General features: G+C 66.8%; 13 protein-coding genes. 6 read left to right on the top strand and 7 right to left on the bottom strand.

Features of this window, described 5'->3' with window-relative positions; translation table 11 throughout:
- Nucleotides 1-55 precede the first annotated feature (55 nt).
- Nucleotides 56-1,600 (bottom strand): PAS domain-containing methyl-accepting chemotaxis protein, encoded by a 1,545-nt coding sequence (locus tag MMB92_RS05575; protein ID WP_006494226.1) that lies wholly within the window; start codon nucleotides 1,598-1,600, stop codon nucleotides 56-58.
- Nucleotides 1,601-2,011: 411 nt separating this feature from the next.
- Nucleotides 2,012-3,556 (bottom strand): PAS domain-containing methyl-accepting chemotaxis protein, encoded by a 1,545-nt coding sequence (locus tag MMB92_RS05570; protein WP_034203239.1) that lies wholly within the window; start codon nucleotides 3,554-3,556, stop codon nucleotides 2,012-2,014.
- 311 nt (nucleotides 3,557-3,867) lie between these two features.
- Between MMB92_RS05570 and MMB92_RS05565 the strand changes: the two genes are divergently transcribed.
- The 3 genes from MMB92_RS05565 (at nucleotide 3,868) to MMB92_RS05555 (ending at nucleotide 5,884) form a co-directional block, all read left to right on the top strand.
- Entirely contained in the window at nucleotides 3,868-4,725 is an 858-nt protein-coding gene (locus MMB92_RS05565; protein WP_277562588.1) for a class I SAM-dependent methyltransferase, read from the top strand.
- Nucleotides 4,722-5,282: a GNAT family N-acetyltransferase gene (locus tag MMB92_RS05560; protein ID WP_006482619.1), complete on the top strand. Its 561-nt coding sequence runs from the start codon at nucleotides 4,722-4,724 to the stop codon at nucleotides 5,280-5,282. The genes MMB92_RS05565 and MMB92_RS05560 overlap by 4 nt, the downstream gene beginning before the upstream one ends.
- Nucleotides 5,283-5,356: 74 nt before the next feature.
- Nucleotides 5,357-5,884, top strand: coding sequence for a DUF523 domain-containing protein (locus tag MMB92_RS05555; protein ID WP_277562587.1), 528 nt, complete (start codon nucleotides 5,357-5,359; stop codon nucleotides 5,882-5,884).
- Between the two features lie 111 nt (nucleotides 5,885-5,995).
- Here the strand turns inward: MMB92_RS05555 and pcaF are convergent, their stop codons facing one another.
- Nucleotides 5,996-7,198 carry a 3-oxoadipyl-CoA thiolase gene (gene pcaF / locus MMB92_RS05550; RefSeq protein WP_277562586.1) on the bottom strand — a complete coding sequence of 401 codons (1,203 nt, stop codon included), beginning with the start codon at nucleotides 7,196-7,198 and terminating at the stop codon, nucleotides 5,996-5,998.
- Nucleotides 7,199-7,386: 188 nt separating this feature from the next.
- Here pcaF and MMB92_RS05545 point away from each other — a divergent pair, with 188 nt between their 5' ends.
- Entirely contained in the window at nucleotides 7,387-8,214 is an 828-nt protein-coding gene (locus tag MMB92_RS05545; protein ID WP_012493585.1) for an IclR family transcriptional regulator, read from the top strand.
- A gap of 211 nt (nucleotides 8,215-8,425) precedes the next feature.
- On the opposite strand, the gene MMB92_RS05540 is transcribed toward MMB92_RS05545, so the two are convergent.
- Together MMB92_RS05540 and MMB92_RS05535 are read right to left on the bottom strand one after the other, a co-directional pair.
- On the bottom strand, nucleotides 8,426-9,541 hold the full coding sequence (locus MMB92_RS05540; protein ID WP_277562585.1) for a succinylglutamate desuccinylase/aspartoacylase family protein: 1,116 nt from the start codon (nucleotides 9,539-9,541) through the stop codon (nucleotides 8,426-8,428).
- 55 nt (nucleotides 9,542-9,596) lie between these two features.
- On the bottom strand, nucleotides 9,597-10,370 hold the full coding sequence (locus MMB92_RS05535) for a transporter substrate-binding domain-containing protein (protein ID WP_034203235.1): 774 nt from the start codon (nucleotides 10,368-10,370) through the stop codon (nucleotides 9,597-9,599).
- Between the two features lie 136 nt (nucleotides 10,371-10,506).
- Here MMB92_RS05535 and MMB92_RS05530 point away from each other — a divergent pair, with 136 nt between their 5' ends.
- Nucleotides 10,507-11,427, top strand: a complete 921-nt coding sequence (locus MMB92_RS05530; RefSeq protein ID WP_006482592.1) for a LysR family transcriptional regulator — start codon at nucleotides 10,507-10,509, stop codon at nucleotides 11,425-11,427.
- 41 nt (nucleotides 11,428-11,468) lie between these two features.
- Here the strand turns inward: MMB92_RS05530 and MMB92_RS05525 are convergent, their stop codons facing one another.
- Both MMB92_RS05525 and MMB92_RS05520 read right to left on the bottom strand, forming a co-directional pair.
- A complete protein-coding gene (locus MMB92_RS05525; protein ID WP_062885007.1) occupies nucleotides 11,469-12,800 on the bottom strand; it encodes an MFS transporter in 1,332 nt (443 codons plus the stop codon).
- 56 nt (nucleotides 12,801-12,856) lie between these two features.
- A complete protein-coding gene (locus MMB92_RS05520) occupies nucleotides 12,857-14,047 on the bottom strand; it encodes a M20 aminoacylase family protein (RefSeq protein ID WP_062910277.1) in 1,191 nt (396 codons plus the stop codon).
- A gap of 863 nt (nucleotides 14,048-14,910) precedes the next feature.
- Between MMB92_RS05520 and MMB92_RS05515 the strand changes: the two genes are divergently transcribed.
- Complete coding sequence (locus MMB92_RS05515) at nucleotides 14,911-16,464, top strand: MFS transporter (RefSeq protein WP_062910276.1); 1,554 nt, start codon at nucleotides 14,911-14,913, stop codon at nucleotides 16,462-16,464.
- Nucleotides 16,465-16,528: the final 64 nt, after the last annotated feature.

Here is a 16,528-nt window from a genome sequence, read left to right as displayed (position 1 = left end):
CCGACGCGGGCCGGCGCCTCTCCGTCGCGCCCGCGTCACCCTCCCTTCCCCGCGATCAGCGGAATACGTTCACCGCCTCGACCAGCCGCGTCGCCTGCTGCTTCAGGCTTTCCGACGCCGCCGTGCTCTGTTCGACGAGCGCCGCGTTCTGCTGCGTGATGTTGTCCAGGTGCACGACCGCCTGGTCGACCTGCGCGACACCCGTGCTCTGCTCGGCCGTCGACGAGCTGATCTCCGCGATCAGATCCGACACGCGCTTCACCTGCGTGACGATGTCCTCCATCGTCTTGCCCGCGCCATCGACGATCCGCGCACCCGACTCGACCCGCTCGACACTGGCGCCGATCAGCGTCTTGATCTCCTTCGCCGCGTTCGCGCTGCGCTGCGCGAGCGCCCGCACCTCGCCGGCGACCACCGCGAAACCGCGCCCCTGATCGCCCGCGCGCGCCGCCTCGACCGCCGCATTCAACGCGAGGATGTTGGTCTGGAACGCGATGCCGTCGATCACGCCGATGATGTCCGCGATCTTGCGCGAGCTGTCGGTGATGTCGTTCATCGTCGCGACGACTTCGTTCACCGCCTGCCCGCCGCGCCCGGCCGCCTCGCTCGCGGACACGGACAACTGATTCGCCTGCAACGCCGTCTCCGCATTGCTCGACACGGTCGCCGTCATCTCGGCCATCGACGCGGCCGTCTGCTGCACGCTGGTCGACGCCTGCTCGGTGCGTGCGCTCAGGTCGTTGTTGCCTTGCGCGATCTCGTTGCTCGCGCGTTGCACGTTCAGCACCTGTTCGCTGACGTCGTCGACGAGCCAGCGGAACATCAGCCCGAGCTGGTTGATCGTGCGCAGCGTCATGCCGATCTCGTCGACCCGGTTCATCCGCACGCCGCTGCGGCTCTCGCCGGTCGCCACGCGCAACGCCTCGTCGCGCAACTGTCGAAGCGGCCGCACGATCTGCGCGTCGAGCCACAGCCCGGCCGCCGCCGTCACGCCGATCGCCGCGCCGGCGAACGCCGCGAGCCCGCCGCCGGTCAACCCGCCCGCCCAGCCCGCGCCGATGACCGCCGGCGCGAGCACGCATAGCGTCGACACCAGCCGGGCGCGCACCGACATCGTCTGGAACAGCGACGCGACGCGCATCGCGCCCGTGCGCACGATCAATCCCTTGTGGAACCGGCGGCTGCCGGCCTTGCCTTCGCGGAAATCGCGATACAGCGCCTCGGCGGCCGCGATCTCGTCGCGCGTCGCCTTCGTGCGCACCGACATGTAGCCTTTCGGCTGCCCGTTACGCATCACCGGAATCGCGTTCGCGCGCACCCAGTAGTGATCGCCGTTCTTGCGGCGGTTCTTCACGAGCGCGGTCCACGGCTCGCCGCCCTTGAGCGTCGCCCACATGTCGGCGAACGCCTCCTTCGGCATATCCGGGTGACGCACCACGTTGTGCGGCTGGCCTTCGATTTCCTCGGGAGAAAAGCCGCTGACCTGGATGAACGCCGCGTTCGCGTACGTGATGTAGCTGTCGGCATCGGTCGTCGACATCAGCGTCGCATCATCGGCAAATTCGAATTCGCGTTGCGTGACGGGCTGGTTGTTGCGCATGGTGTGGAGCTCCGGGTGGCGGATCTTGCGTCCGCTCGTCGATTGATTCGAGACTCCGCGCATGGCGATCGATTCGCATGCGTGTGAGTCGGGCTCCTGCACTTTCGGCACATTCGACGAAAACATTATGCCGTATTCGGGTAAATATGCATTAAATATGAATCAACTTGTTTTTACCGAATAATTTGTTCACGGATAAAACGCAACGCCTTGTCCGACAAAGGTTTTCCGGCCATTCGTCTGATTATTGCCCGTCGTGATCTCGGCGTGATTGAATACACGAACAGTCAATTGGAAATAAGAATATTTCTCATTTTTCGCCGTTCGACCCAATCCTCAACCCTGGATAAGCGCTGGGCGCGACATCCGGCATTCATCGATCGAACCCGCACGTCGCGCCCCCTTTCGGCATCATCTGAATACGTTCACCGCATCCACGAGCCGCGTCGCCTGCTGCTTCAGGCTCTCCGACGCCGCCGTGCTCTGTTCGACGAGCGCCGCGTTCTGCTGCGTGATGTTGTCCAGGTGCACGACCGCCTGGTCGACCTGCGCGACACCCGTACTTTGCTCGGCCGTCGACGAGCTGATCTCCGCAATCAGATCCGACACGCGCTTCACCTGCGTGACGATGTCCTCCATCGTCCGGCCCGCCTCGTCCACGCGCCGCGCACCCGACTCGACCCGCTCGACACTCGCGCCGATCAGCGTCTTGATTTCCTTCGCCGCGTTCGCGCTGCGCTGCGCGAGCGCGCGCACCTCGCCGGCGACCACCGCGAAACCACGACCCTGTTCGCCCGCACGCGCCGCCTCGACCGCCGCGTTCAGCGCGAGGATGTTGGTCTGGAACGCGATGCCGTCGATCACGCCGATGATGTCGGCAATCCTGCGCGAGCTGTCGGTGATCTCGCTCATCGTCGTGACGACCTCGCTGACCGCCTGCCCGCCGCGCTCGGCCGCCTCGCTCGCGGACACGGACAACTGATTCGCCTGCAGCGCCGTCTCCGCATTGCTCGACACGGTGGCCGTCATCTCGGCCATCGACGCGGCCGTTTCCTGCACGCTCGACGCGGCCTGCTCGGTGCGCGCGCTCAGGTCGTTGTTGCCCTGCGCGATCTCGTTGCTCGCGCGCTGCACGTTGTGCACCTGCTCGCTGACGTCGTCGACGAGCCAGCGGAACATCAGCCCGAGCTGGTTGATCGTGCGCAATGTCATGCCGATCTCGTCGACGCGATTCATCCGCACGCCGCGCCGGCTCTCGCCGGTCGCGACGTTCAGCGCCTGCTCGTGCAGCCGCTTCAGCGGTTGCACGATCTGCGCGTCGAGCCACCAGCCGGCGGCCGCCGCCACGCCGACCGTCACGCCGGCAAACGCCGCGAGCCCGCCGCCGGCCAGCCCGCAGGCCCAGCCCGCGCCGACGACCGCCGGCGCCAGCACGCACAGCGCCGAATGCACGCGTGCGCGCACCGACATCGTCTGCGACAGCGATGCGAGCCGCAGCAGCCCGGTACGGATGACGAGCCCCTTGTGGAACCGGCGCCGGCCGGCCTTGCCTTCGCGAAACGCGCGATACAGCGCGTCCGCGGCCTGGGTCTCGTCGTGCGGCGCCTTCGTGCGCACCGACATGTAGCCTTGCGGCGCGCCGTTGCGCATCACCGGAATCGCGTTCGCGCGCACCCAGTAGTGATCGCCGTTCTTGCGGCGGTTCTTCACGAGCGCGGTCCAGGGCTCACCGCGCCTGAGCGTCGCCCACATGTCGGCGAACGCCTCCTTCGGCATGTCCGGGTGACGCACCACGTTGTGCGGCTGGCCGACGAGCTCTTCGTTCGAGAACCCGCTTACCTGCGCGAACGTCGTGTTTGCGTAGGTGATGATGCTGTCGGCATCGGTGGTCGACATCAGCGTGACGTCGTCGGGAAAATCGAATTCCTGTTGGGTAACGGGCTGGTTGTTGCGCATGCAAGGCTCCGAAAGGCGGATCTGTCGTCCGCGCCGCGCTGAAGTCGCGCTCAGTAGCCGAAAAACGGTTGATCGCTTTACGACACTCTCGTCCTTACTGTCGGCAATTCATCGGAAAACCTTAATTCCGTTGCGCACAAAACAGGCAATTCGGCCATTACCATGATTTCGATCAAATAATCCAGCGATAATCACCATGCGCGTTTATCTGGCTGTCACGAAGCGCCACGCGGCATTGACAATGCCCGCAGCCGTTGCGTGCGGCGAAACGATTCGCTTATCCTGCCGCATTCGACCTGAATTCGAATCCGATGAAAAAGGCATTGCACGAACTGAATCGGCTGTCCTGGAATACGGCGACGGTCGCGCATAACAGCCATAAAGGCGATCAGGCTGCATTTTTCCGCAATGGCGGCTCGACGCTGTTTCCGGAAGAACGCGAACTGCTCGGCGATCTCACCGGTCTGCGGCTCTTGCACCTGCAATGCAACGCGGGGCAGGACACGCTGAGCCTCGTGCGCGACGGCGCGGATGCAACCGGCGTCGACATCTCCGACGAGGCGATCGACTTCGCGCGGCGACTGTCGGCCGACGCGGGCCTGCCCGCGCGGTTCGAGCGCGCCGACGTACTCGACTGGATGCCCGAAGCCGCCGCGCGCGGCGAGCGCTTCGATCGCGTGTTCACGTCGTACGGCGCGATCTGCTGGCTGTCCGACCTGACCGCATGGGCGCGCGGGATCGCCTCGCTGCTCGCATCGGGTGGCCGCTTCGCGATGATCGAGTTCCACCCGTTCTCACTGTATTTCGACGAACAGTGGCAACCGCGCTACGACTACTTCAAGAGCGACGCGACCGAGGAACCCGCGGGCGTCAGCGATTACGTCGCGGCGTCCGGCACGGGGCTCGGCGAGCAGCACGATCATCCGGGCATCGTCGGTTTCGCGAACCCGCATCCGAGCTACGAGTTCATGTGGGGCATCGGCGACGTGGTGAATGCGCTGATCTCGGCCGGGCTCGCGATCGACCGCCTGAACGAATATCCGTACGCGAACGGCTGGAAGGGCTTCGACGGCATGCGCGAGCTGGAGGGCCGCCGGATGGTGCCGCCCGAAGGCATGCCGCGCCTGCCGTTGATGTACGCAATCGCCGCGCAGCGGGCGGCCGCATGACGCGCCGCACCGCCGCCGAACGCGACGCGCTGTCGGCCCGCCTGCTGGCCCGCGACGACGTGCCGCTCGTGTGGACCATCGACCGCCGCGAAATCATCGAGCACCTGTACGTGCTGCGCGACGGCGCGCTGCATCTCGTGCCCGAGTTCTACGACGTGGCCGGCTGGCCCGACGGCGAAGCCGATCACTACACGCCGATCCTGCTCGACTGCCACGACCGCGGCGGCTGGTTTCTCGGCCGGTTCGACGGCACGCGGCTCGTCGCGGCCGTCGTCGTCGACAGCCGGCCGCTCGGCCCGCGGCGCGACATGCTGCAACTGAAATTCCTGCATGTGAGCCACGACTGGCGCGGCTGCGGGCTCGGCGTACAGCTCTATCGCGCGGCGCAGGTGCAGGCACGTGCAATGGGCGCCGAGCGCCTGTATGTGTCGGCCACGCCGTCGCGGCACACGATCGACTTCTACCTGCGGCTCGGCTTCACGGTCAGCATGGCGCCCGATCCCGAGCTTTATGCGCTCGAGCCCGAGGACATTCACCTCGAAGGGCCGACGGCCTGACGGCCCGGCACGCGGATGGCGCGTAGAATTTTTCGCTCTGCCACAACCGCCATCGACCGTCACGGAGCGCGACATTGAACCACGAGCCGCCACCGCCCGCCCCGCCGAAGATCCTCGTCAGCATGTGCGTGGTCGGCCATCCGGTGCGTTACAACGGCGCGGCGAAGACCGCCGCGCACGAAGCGCTCGAACGCTGGCAACGCGAAGGGCGGCTCGTGGCCGTCTGCCCCGAACTTGCGGGCGGCCTCGGCGTGCCGCGCCCGCCTGCCGAGATCGCCGGCGGCGCATCGGGGCAGCAGGTGCTGTCGGGCCACGCACATATCGTCGACGTGAACGGCACCGACGTGACGCCCCCGTTCGTTGCCGGCGCGCAGACCGCGCTGGCCCTCGCGCTGGCATACGATTGCCGCTTCGCGATCCTCGCCGACGGCAGCCCGTCGTGCGGCAGCACGTTCATTTACGACGGAAGTTTCGAGAGCCGGCGCCACGCGGGCGCCGGCGTCACGGCGGCGCTGCTGCGCGCGCATGGCATCGAGGTGTTCGCGGACACCGAGATCGACGCCCTCGACGCGCGGCTCAGGCAAGCGTCGCAGGCCGGTTAACGACGATGGGCGGCACGAGACACCTCGTGCCGCCCATCGTGGCGGAAACGGCGCAGCGGTCAAGCGGCGCGGATCCGGCCGCGCACCGCCCGCATCACCGCATTACGCCGCTCAGACGCGTTCGATCGCGATCGCGATGCCCTGGCCGACGCCGATGCACATCGTGCACAGCGCGAAGCGGCCGTTCGTGCGATGCAACTGGTACATCGCGGTCGTCACGAGGCGCGCGCCCGATGCGCCGAGCGGGTGGCCGAGCGCGATCGCGCCGCCGTTCGGATTCACGCGCGGATCGTCATCGGCGACGCCGAGCATGCGCAGCACCGCGAGACCTTGCGACGCGAACGCTTCGTTCAGCTCGATCACGTCGAACTGGTCGATCGTCATCCCGAGCCGCGCGAGCAGCTTCTGCGTAGCCGGCGCCGGGCCGATGCCCATCACGCGCGGCGCGACGCCGGCCGTCGCGATCCCCAGCACGCGGGCGCGCGGCGTCAGGCCGAAGCGCTTCGCGGTTGCCTCGTTCGCCAGCAGCAGCGCGGCGGCGCCGTCATTGACGCCCGACGCGTTGCCGGCCGTCACCGAGCCGTCCGGGAGCACGACGCCCTTCAGCTTCGCGAGCGCTTCGAGCGACGTCTCGCGCGGATGCTCGTCGCGCGACACGATCACCGGATCGCCCTTCTTCTGAGCAATCGTGACCGACACGATTTCTTCGGCCAGCGTGCCGTCCTGCTGCGCCCGCGCGGCCTTCTGCTGGCTGCGCAGCGCGAACAGGTCCTGATCCGCGCGGCTGACGTTGTAGTCGACCGCGACGTTCTCGGCGGTTTCCGGCATCGAATCGACGCCGTGCAGCTGTTTCATCAACGGATTGACGAAGCGCCAGCCGATCGTCGTGTCGTAGATGTCGGCCTGGCGCGCGAACGCGCTCGCAGCCTTGCCCATCACGAACGGCGCGCGCGTCATGCTCTCGACGCCGCCCGCGACCATCAGCGCGGCTTCGCCCGACTTGATCGCGCGCGCGGCCACGCCGACCGCGTCCATCCCGGAACCGCACAGGCGGTTGATCGTCGAACCCGGCACGCCCTCCGGCAAGCCCGCCAGCAGCGCCGACATGCGTGCCACGTTACGGTTGTCCTCGCCGGCCTGGTTCGCGCAGCCGTAGATCACGTCGTCGATCGCCGTCCAGTCGACGTCGCGGTTGCGCTCAACGAGCGCCTTGAGCGGCACCGCGCCCAGATCGTCGGCGCGCACGCCGGACAGTGCACCACCGTAACGCCCGATCGGCGTACGGATCGCATCACACAGAAAAGCTTCGGTCATCAGTGTCTCCGGTCCCGTGAAAGGCTGGGAAATGAACAGGGCGCGCCCCTTGCATTGCCCGCCGGGATGCGCTTAAATGTTCTACATACGAACATAAGATCGTGTATCGAACGTTCAACGCATCATAGGGAGTGCGGGGACGACCTGTCAAGGGCACGGTCGGCCAGGCGGTTGGCGTGTCGGGCCCCATGCGCTATCTTCTCGGCTGCACGACATTCCAGGCGCTCATGACAACCGACGATATTCAGACGAAACCCGGCGACTCCTATGTGCAGTCGTTCGCGCGCGGCCTCGCGGTGATCCGCGCGTTCGACGCGGCACGCCCGGAACAGACGCTCACCGAGGTCGCATCGGCCACCGGCCTCACGCGCGCGGGCGCGCGCCGGATCCTGCTCACGCTGCAGACGCTCGGCTACGTCGAGGCCGACGGCCGGCTGTTCCGGCTCACGCCGAAGATCCTCGAGCTCGGCTTCGCGTATCTCACGTCGATGCCGTTCTGGAATCTCGCCGATCCGGTGATGGAGCAACTGTCCGCGCAGATCCACGAAAGCTGCTCGGCCGCGGTGCTCGACCGCACCGAGATCGTCTACGTACTGCGCGTGCCGACCCGCAAGATCATGACGATCAACCTGTCGATCGGTAGCCGGCTGCCTGCATACTGCACGTCGATGGGCCGCGTGCTGCTGTCCGCGCTCGACGATGCGACGCTCGACGACACGCTCGCGCAGAGCGCCATCCGCGCGCACACGCCGCGCACGATCACCGACATCGGCGAACTGAAGGCGGCGATCGCGCAGGTGCGCCAGCAGGGCTGGGCCGTGGTCGACCAGGAACTCGAAGTGGGGCTGATGTCGCTGTCCGCGCCGATCCGCAACCGGCGCGGGCAGGTCATCGCCGCGATGAACATCAGCGGCAACGCGCAGCGGCATACCGCGAAGCAGATGGTGAAGGAGTTTCTCGGGCCGCTGCAGCAGGCCGCGCAGACGGTATCGGAGCTGGTGGCGCGACGTGGCTGAGCACCCTGCCCGATCGTCGTATCCGTGACACGACAAGTCACCGAACAAAAAAAGACGGGCGGCACAGGCCGCCCGCTCAAACTCTGATCTCTGCAACGTTCTTCTCACGGAACACGGAGCGCACTCCGCGTCGCACAATTTAGTAACGCGCTCGAACACGGTCAATCTGACGAGAACGAAATTGCATCGCGTCGGCAGGCCGCCGCCTCGTTCACGCGCCCAGCAGCATCCCCTTTCGCACCGGCACCGTGCCCGTCACGCGGCCGAGCGGCGCGCCGGCCGTCACGAAGCGGATCGCGCGGCGCATGTAGAACACGCCATCGGTCGCGCTCGAGATCGTCGTGACCGCATCCGTCAGCGGATCGACGATGTCGAACAGCGGATCGCCCGCACGGATCGTCGCGCCGATCGCCGCGCGGTGCACGAGGATCCCGCTCACCGGCGCATAAAACTGCTCGCTGCCCGCGAGCGGCGTGGCCGGCGCGGCCAGCGGCGGCAGCGGCGCGCGTTCGCCGCGCACCGCGGCGCACCACACGAGATAGTCGACGAGCGCGCCGGCGTCGCGTTGCGCGTATTCGTACGTCACGTCGCGCTGGCCGCGGCACTCGACCGTCACGGCCACGGTGCCGGCCGCCATCGGCGTGCCGTCCGGCAAATACGCGCGCAACCGTGACCACAGCAGATGATGGGCATCGTCGAACGCATGGCCGCCCGAATCCTCGGCGAGCAGCGACACCTCGGTGCCGAGATAACGCGCGAGCGGCTCGACCTCCGGCCACGCGGTATCGCTCGTGTAGACGTGCATCACCGCTTCGAGCGAGCAATGCAGGTCGATCACGACGTCGGCGTCGTGCGACAGCTTCAGCAGCGCCAGTTGCAGCGCATCGAATTCGGTGCGCGGCGCGATTTCGTCGAGCGCCGCGCCGACGCATTCGCGCACGATCGCGCGATTGCGCGCGCCGTCGTCGCCCAGCCGGTCGCGCGCACGCGCGGCGATCTCCGCGAGCGGCAGGAAGCCGCGATTGAAGTTGCGGCCGCTCGCGAGATCGAACCGGCCGATGAACTGCCCGAGCAGATGATGATTGAGGCCGACCGGGTTCGACACCGGCACGAGCACGATTTCGGCCGCGAGCCGCCCTTCGGCGTCGAGCTGCGCGAGGCGCTGCTTGAGCACGACCGCCGCAAGCATCGCGGGTGTCTCGTCCGCGTGCAGCGCGGCCTGCAGGTAGATCTTGCGGCCGCTGTCGGCCGGCCCGAAATGAAAGCTCGTCAGCGTGCGTTGCGTGCCGATCGACGGCGACAGGAGCGGCGTGGTGCGAATCTGCATCGAGGGTCTCGAATGGATGAAAGCAGGGAATCGGGGCAACGGGCCGGCACGGCGCTCAGTCGCCGTACGGGTTGAAATCGAAATACTGCTTCGCGATCCGGTCGTACGTGCCGTCCTTCAGCATCGACGCGATCGCGCCGTCGATCGACGCCTTCAGCGCGGTATCCGACTGCCGCATGCCGATGCCGACGCCGCGATCGCCCATGTCGAGCGGCGCGCCGACGAATGCGAAACCCTTGCCGCGCGGCTGGCGCAGGAACCCGTAATCGGCTTCCACGGTGCCGAGCAGCGCCGCGTCGAGGCGGCCGTTGACGAGATCGGCGAACACGTCGTCCTGGCTCTTGTACGGCACCACGCCGACGCCGGCCGGCGCCCAGTGCGCGAGCGCCCACGATTCGAACTGCGTGCCCGACTGCACGCCGACGCGCTTGCCGGCCAGCGACGCCGCCGTGCCGTCGAGCCCGCTGCCGGGCCGCGCGACGAGCCGCGACTTGAAGCGGAACAGCTTCGACGAGAACAGGATCTGCTTCTCGCGCTTCGCGGTGATCGCCATCGACGACAGGATCGCGTCGATCTTGCGCGCCTGCAGCGCGGGGATCATCCCGGAGAATTCGAGCTCGACCCACTGGCAGCGCAACTGCGCGCGGCGGCAGATTTCGTTGCCGAGATCGACGTCGAAGCCCTTCAGGCTGCCGTCGGGCGCCTTCGCGTCCATCGGCGGATACGTCGGGTCGATGCCGAGTCGCACCACGGGCGCGTCGAGCGCGGACGCGGACGTGGCGGCCAGGCCAATGCACAGGGAAACGAGCGGGGCAAGGAAACGTTTCATGGTCGACGATAGGCAGGAAAAGGAACGAACGGCATGAGCCGGACTGCCTGCGATCGTAGAAGCCCGCGGCCGCCGCCGGAACCATCGGCTGACTTATCATGATCGGTATTTCCGATCACCGGCCTCGCTGCTTCCCATGGCGTTCACGCTGTCCCAGCTCCGCATCTTCCAGGCCGTCGTCGAGCACGGCAGCCTGCGCGCGGCCGCCCGCGCGCTCGATCTCGCGCAAAGCGGCGTCACGCAGCAACTGCAGGGCCTCGAGGCGACGCTCGGCGCGACGCTGTTCACGCGTACCAACCGCGGGATCGTGCCGACGGCCGTCGGCCAGCGGCTGCTCGCGCGGTCCGGTGCGATCCTCGGCGAATGCGAGCAGGTCGAGCGGGAAATCCGTCAGTTGAGCGGCGCCTACGAAGGCACGGTCACGCTCGGCCTCGTGACCGAGCCGCTGATCGACGCGTTCGCGCCGGTGCTGACCGCGTTCCGCGCGCGCTTCGACAAGGTGGACGTGCACCTGCGCACCGGCACGTCGCGGATGATGATCGGCTGGCTGCGCGAAAGCGCGGTCGATTTCGCGATCGCGCTAGTCGCGAAGCAGACCGACACGACCGATCTCGCGGTCACGCCGCTGCGCACGTCGGCGCCGGTGGTCGTGTGCCGCAACGGGCACCCGGCGATGCATGCGCAATCGCTCGCCGAGCTGGCCGCCTATGGATGGGTGTCCACGCGCTCGCCGAACCTGAGCGCCGACCCGGTCGTCAACCGGCTGCTTGCGTACTTCGACGCGCACGGCCAGCCGCCGCCGAAGATTCTCGCGACCGTCGAGGGGATGTTCGAGACGCTGCAGATTGTCACGCAGACCGATTCGCTCGCGCTCGAAACCGAAGCGATCACGCGGCACGGGCCGTTCGCCGGCGCGCTCGCGAAGATATCGGTGCGCGAACGGGCCGACGCGCAGGACGTGTGCCTGCTGCAGCGCGCGGCCGTGCCGCTGACGCCGGCCGCGCAGGAACTCGCGACGATGCTCGCGTCGTATCTGAGGGTCGTGCGCGGGCGGTAAGCGCATCGGGCCGCGTCGCGGCCCGCATCGCGCCTCGCACGTCAGTCCAGCGATTCCCGCGCCGTCTCGCGCAGCATCGCGACCGCGACCAGCGACAGCACCACGCACGCGGCCACGTAGCCGGCCGGCGCGAGCTTGCTGCCGGTCGTCTTCACGAGCCAGGTCGCGATCAGCTGCGCGGTGCCGCCGAAGATCGTCACCGCGAGCGCATACGCGATCGAGATCCCCGTCGCGCGCACGTGGCGCGGCAGCGACTCGCACATCAGCGCCATTTCCGATGCGGAGCCGAGCGAATAGAACAGCAGCATCAGCGCGGTCAGCGGCAGGATCACCGACAGCGTCGGATGATGGTTCATCAGCCAGAACGCCGGAAACAGCAGCGCGACCAGCACGCCGCGGCCGACGAAGATCGGCAGGCGGCGGCTGCCGAGCCGGTCCGACAGCCAGCCGAACAGCGGGCACGTGACCAGCATCACGCAGCCCGACGCGACGCCGACGAACATCGACAGCTTCATCGGCAGGCCGAGCGTATGGATCGCGTAGGTCGGCATGTAGAAGGTCAGGATGTAGGTCGACACCGTGCCGCCCATCACCGTGAGCATCAGCAGCAACACCGTGCGCGTGTGCTTCGAGAACAGTTCGTGCAGCACGCCGCGCTCGATGCCGTGATGGCGGTCGCCGGGCGCATCGTCCGCGAGCCGGCGGCGCAAAAACATCCCGACCGGCGCGATCAGCACGCCGACGAGAAACGGCAGCCGCCAGCCCCAACCTTCCAGCGCATCCTTCGTCATCGTGTTCGACAGCAGCGCTGCGAAGCCCGAGCCCATCAGCGCGGCGCCGCCCTGCGTCGCGAGCTGCCAGCTCGCGCGGAACCCGCGACGCGACGTGCCGCCCTGTTCGAGCAGCGTCGACGTCGCCGCGCCGAATTCGCCGCCCTGTGAGAAACCCTGCAGCAAGCGCGCGAACACGACGAGCAGCGGCGCGGCGACGCCCACCTGCGCATAGGTCGGCGCGATCGCGATCAGGCCGGTGCCGAGCGCCATCAGCATGATCGTCAGGTTCAGCGCGGCCTTGCGCCCCTTGCGGTCCGCGTAGACGCCGAGCACGACGCTGCCGAGCGGCCGCGTGAAGAAGCCGGCGGCGAACGTCGCGACCGACAGCAGCAGCGACGTGGTCGGGTCGCTCGACGGGAAGAACAGCTTGCCGATCAGCACCGCGAAGAAGCCGTACACGGTGAAATCGAAGAATTCCAGCCAGTTGCCGATCACGGCCGCGGCGATCGCGCCGCGCCGCGTGACGGCAGGCGCGCCGGGCGCACCGGCTTCGGCAGCGCCCGTCGACGCGGGGTGCAGCGCGAGATGGTCCTTCTGCATCGCTATCCTCTCCTGTCAATGCGGCCGGAAGCGCCGGCCGCGCGCCGCCGCCGCGATCACTGTCCGAGGTAACGCTCGACGAGGCGCGTCCAGAACGCCGCGCCGATCGGCAGGTTGCGATCGTTGAAGTCGTATTTCGGGTTGTGCACCATGCAGCCGTCCTCGCCTTCGCCGTTGCCGAGCCGCACGAACGAGCCCGGCCGCTGCTGCAGCATGAACGCGAAATCCTCGCTGCCCATCAGCAGGTCGGCCTGCTCGACCACGTGCGCATCGCCGACGAGTTCGCGCGCGACCTGCGCGGCGAAATCCGTTTCGGCATCCGTATTGACGACGACCGGATAGCCTTCGATGTACTCGACGTTGGCAGTCGCACCGTAGCTCGCGGCCTGCGTTTCGGCCAGCTCGGTGATGCGGCGCTTGAGCAGCGCGCGCACGTCGGGGCTGAACGAACGCACGCTGAGCTCGAGGCGCGCACCGTTCGGAATCACGTTGTTCGCGGTGCCCGCGTGCATCGAGCCGACCGTGACGACCGCCGGCTGCGACGGGTCGACGTTGCGCGCGACGATCGTCTGCAGCGCCATCACGATGCTCGCCGCGACGACGACCGGATCGACCGTGAGGTGCGGCCGCGCCGCGTGGCCGCCGACGCCTTCGATCGTGATGATCGCCTTGTCGCCCGCCGACATGAACGGGCCGCGCCGCGTGAGGAACACGCCGGGCGCCGCGCCCGGATGGTTGTGCATGCCGAACACGGCGTCGCACGGGAAGCGCTCGAACAGGCCGTCGTCGATCATCTTCTTCGCGCCGCTGTCGACGCCGTGCTCTTCCGCCGGCTGGAAATACAGGTGCACGGTGCCCGAGAAGTTGCGCGTCTTCGCGAGATGCTGGGCGGCGCCGAGCAGCATCGTCGTGTGGCCGTCGTGGCCGCATGCGTGCATCTTGCCGTGCGTGCCGCTCGCATACGGCAGGCCGGTCGCCTCGACGATCGGCAGCGCGTCCATGTCCGCACGAATGCCGATGCTGCGCGCGCCGTCGCCCACCCGCAGCGTACCGACGACGCCCGTCTTGCCGACCCCGCGCGTCACCTGCCAGCCCCACTGCTCGAGCTTGTCCGCGACGAGCGCGGCCGTGTCGTGCTCTTCGTACGCGAGTTCGGGATGGTGATGGATGTGGTGACGGATCTCGCGCAGCCCGCCGGCGGCGGGCATCAGATCCTCGACTTCGGTGAAGCGGCTAGCGGTGGTCATCAAGGGGCTCCTGCCGTTTGTCTGCGCACGCCGCGGATGCGTGCGGGAAAGCGAGCCACTATAGCGAGCCGATATCGGTTCAATAAGATGCGGAATTTTTCACCGTGATAAGTGTTTTTAATCAGGGTTAATACGGGGCTTCGGTCCGGCTTGTCGTTTTCGATTAGATATGGATACAACTTTCGATTAGATGCGGATAGCGCACACGCATTGCATCGTTTCGCGCCTCCGGCACGGTTCTGGTCTACCGGGCTGCCCCGTCGGCGTCGTCGGCGGACTTGCGCATGAATTCCAAAGTACGGAATACATAAGCGCAATCCATTGATATCGACCGGTGACGCCCGGAATAATCCGCCGTGACGGTCCCTCGGCGATGATCTGCGACGGCTGCAATCGTTCGACATGCACGTTGGGCGCCGCCGTTGTCTCTGGACGAAGGCGCGCCGAACGATAGTCGATGACACTTCGCAGCCGCCATTTCCGCCGCGGCCAATTTCGCCGAAGCGTCAGCGTCCGCGACAGCCAGCCGCCCAGCTACCGTGTCGCGCCAACCTGAACCTTGTCCACGTAGCGCTGCGGCACGCCGGTCATAACTTCCGGAAAGCAACCGAGGGCACCACGCCGCCGCTTCTCGCAGCCATGCGCGCAATCGTCATGAAAATCGCCACCTGGACCTTCAACCGGTGGCGTCATCAAAGATGGGTTCCGTCTGATTTCCAGCCCGCGTTTCATCCGATTCATTCCGGAGTTCAGGTGTCTCCTCACGTTTGTACCGGCACCGCGCCCCATGCGCTGCCCTTCCCGCCCGCCGTATCGGTGCACAGGCAAATGCCTCCTAAGCCGACGCCCGAGGCCGCCGCGCCATGAAATTCACACCCGCCCGCGCCCGCCTCTTCACGCTCAGACATTTGCGCAGCGACCTACTGCCCTGGGCGATCGCGCTGTCGGTCGGTATCGACTACTTCGACAACACGATCTTTTCGTTCTTTACGAGCTATATCGCGGGCGGCATCAACGCGTCGCCGGACGAATTGGTGTGGTCGTCGACGGCCTATGCGACCGCTTCCGTGCTCGGCATCGTGCAACAGCAGTGGCTGATCGAGCGTCTCGGCTTCCGGCGCTACCTGAGCGGCTGCCTGCTGATGTTCGCGGCGGGATCGCTGGCCGCCTCGCTCAGCGAATCGTCGCTTTCGCTCGCAATGGCGCGCGGCTTTCAGGGTTACTTCATCGGACCGATGCTCGGCACCTGCCGCATCATGTTGCAGACGGGTTTTACGCCGAAGGATCGCGCCGGCGCGACGCGCATTTTCTTGATCATGATCCTGCTCGGAAGCGCGCTTGCGCCGATGGCCGGCGGTTATCTCGTGGCGTACTTCGATTGGCGCGCATTGTACACGTGCTCGACCGTCGGCGGCGCCGTGCTCGCGGTATTTGCCTTCCTGGTCGTGCCGCACATCGGCAGGCGTCCGCTCGAGCGGCGCAGCGCCGCGCATCTGTGGCCGTATCTCGTCTTTGCCGTTGCACTGGGCGCGCTGCAGATCGTCGTGCAGCAACTGCGCTTCGAAGTGTTCAGCACGACACCGCTGATGCCGCTGGTCACCGTCGCGGGCGTGACGGCGATCGGCTGGTTCGCGTGGCAACAGTGGCATCATCCGCGTCCGCTGGTGCGCCTGAACGCGCTGCGTGAGGGGCCCTTCCGGCAAGGTATGGTGCTCTATGCCTTCTACTACTTCATCAGCAATGCGATCGGCTTCCTGGTTTCGCGGTTGTTGCAAGGCGGGCTCGGCTACCCGGTCGAAAATGCCGGCCGTCTCGTCGGGATTACGTCGCTCGCGGCGATTCCGATGGCGATCGCGTATTTCCGGTACTCGCGTCTCATCAAGCGCAAATGGCTGATCGTCCCGGGTTTCATCATGGCGGCCGTGATCGGCATCTGGATGCTCAACCTGCCGCCCGACGTCAGCACGAGTTGGCTTCTGCCGCCATTGGTCTTGCGCGGATTCCTGCTGATGTTCATCGCGCTGCCGACGGCGAGCGCCGCATTTCAGATTTTCTCGAACGACGAATTCACGCACGGGTACCGCTTCAAGAATGTCGTCAAGCAGATGGCCTACTCGATGTCGACCGCGACGTTCATCATCGTCGATCAGCATCGCACGGCCGTGCATCACACGCGTCTCGTCGAATTCGCCAACCCGTATAACCCGACGTTCCAGAACGCGCTTGAAACGATGACGCATGCGCTAGAAGCACAAGGCCTGGACCCGAACGCGGCGCGAGGCCTGTCGCTGGGCCGACTGGCGACGATGATCGCTCATCAGGCAAGCTTCCTGAGCGTGCTGGACGGCTTCGAGATGATAGTCGGTCTCGCGCTCGTAGGCGGCGCAATCGCGTTGGTGCAGCGGCAGATCAGGTGAGCGATGCAGATGGCTTATACACGGGGCCGACGCAGTCTCAATCCCGAAGCATCTGAACCGGCCG

The organism is Burkholderia sp. IO2 (assembly GCF_029522185.1).
GTDB classification, from domain to species: Bacteria; Pseudomonadota; Gammaproteobacteria; order Burkholderiales; family Burkholderiaceae; genus Burkholderia; species Burkholderia cenocepacia.
This window is presented reverse-complemented; position numbering and strand designations above follow the sequence as displayed.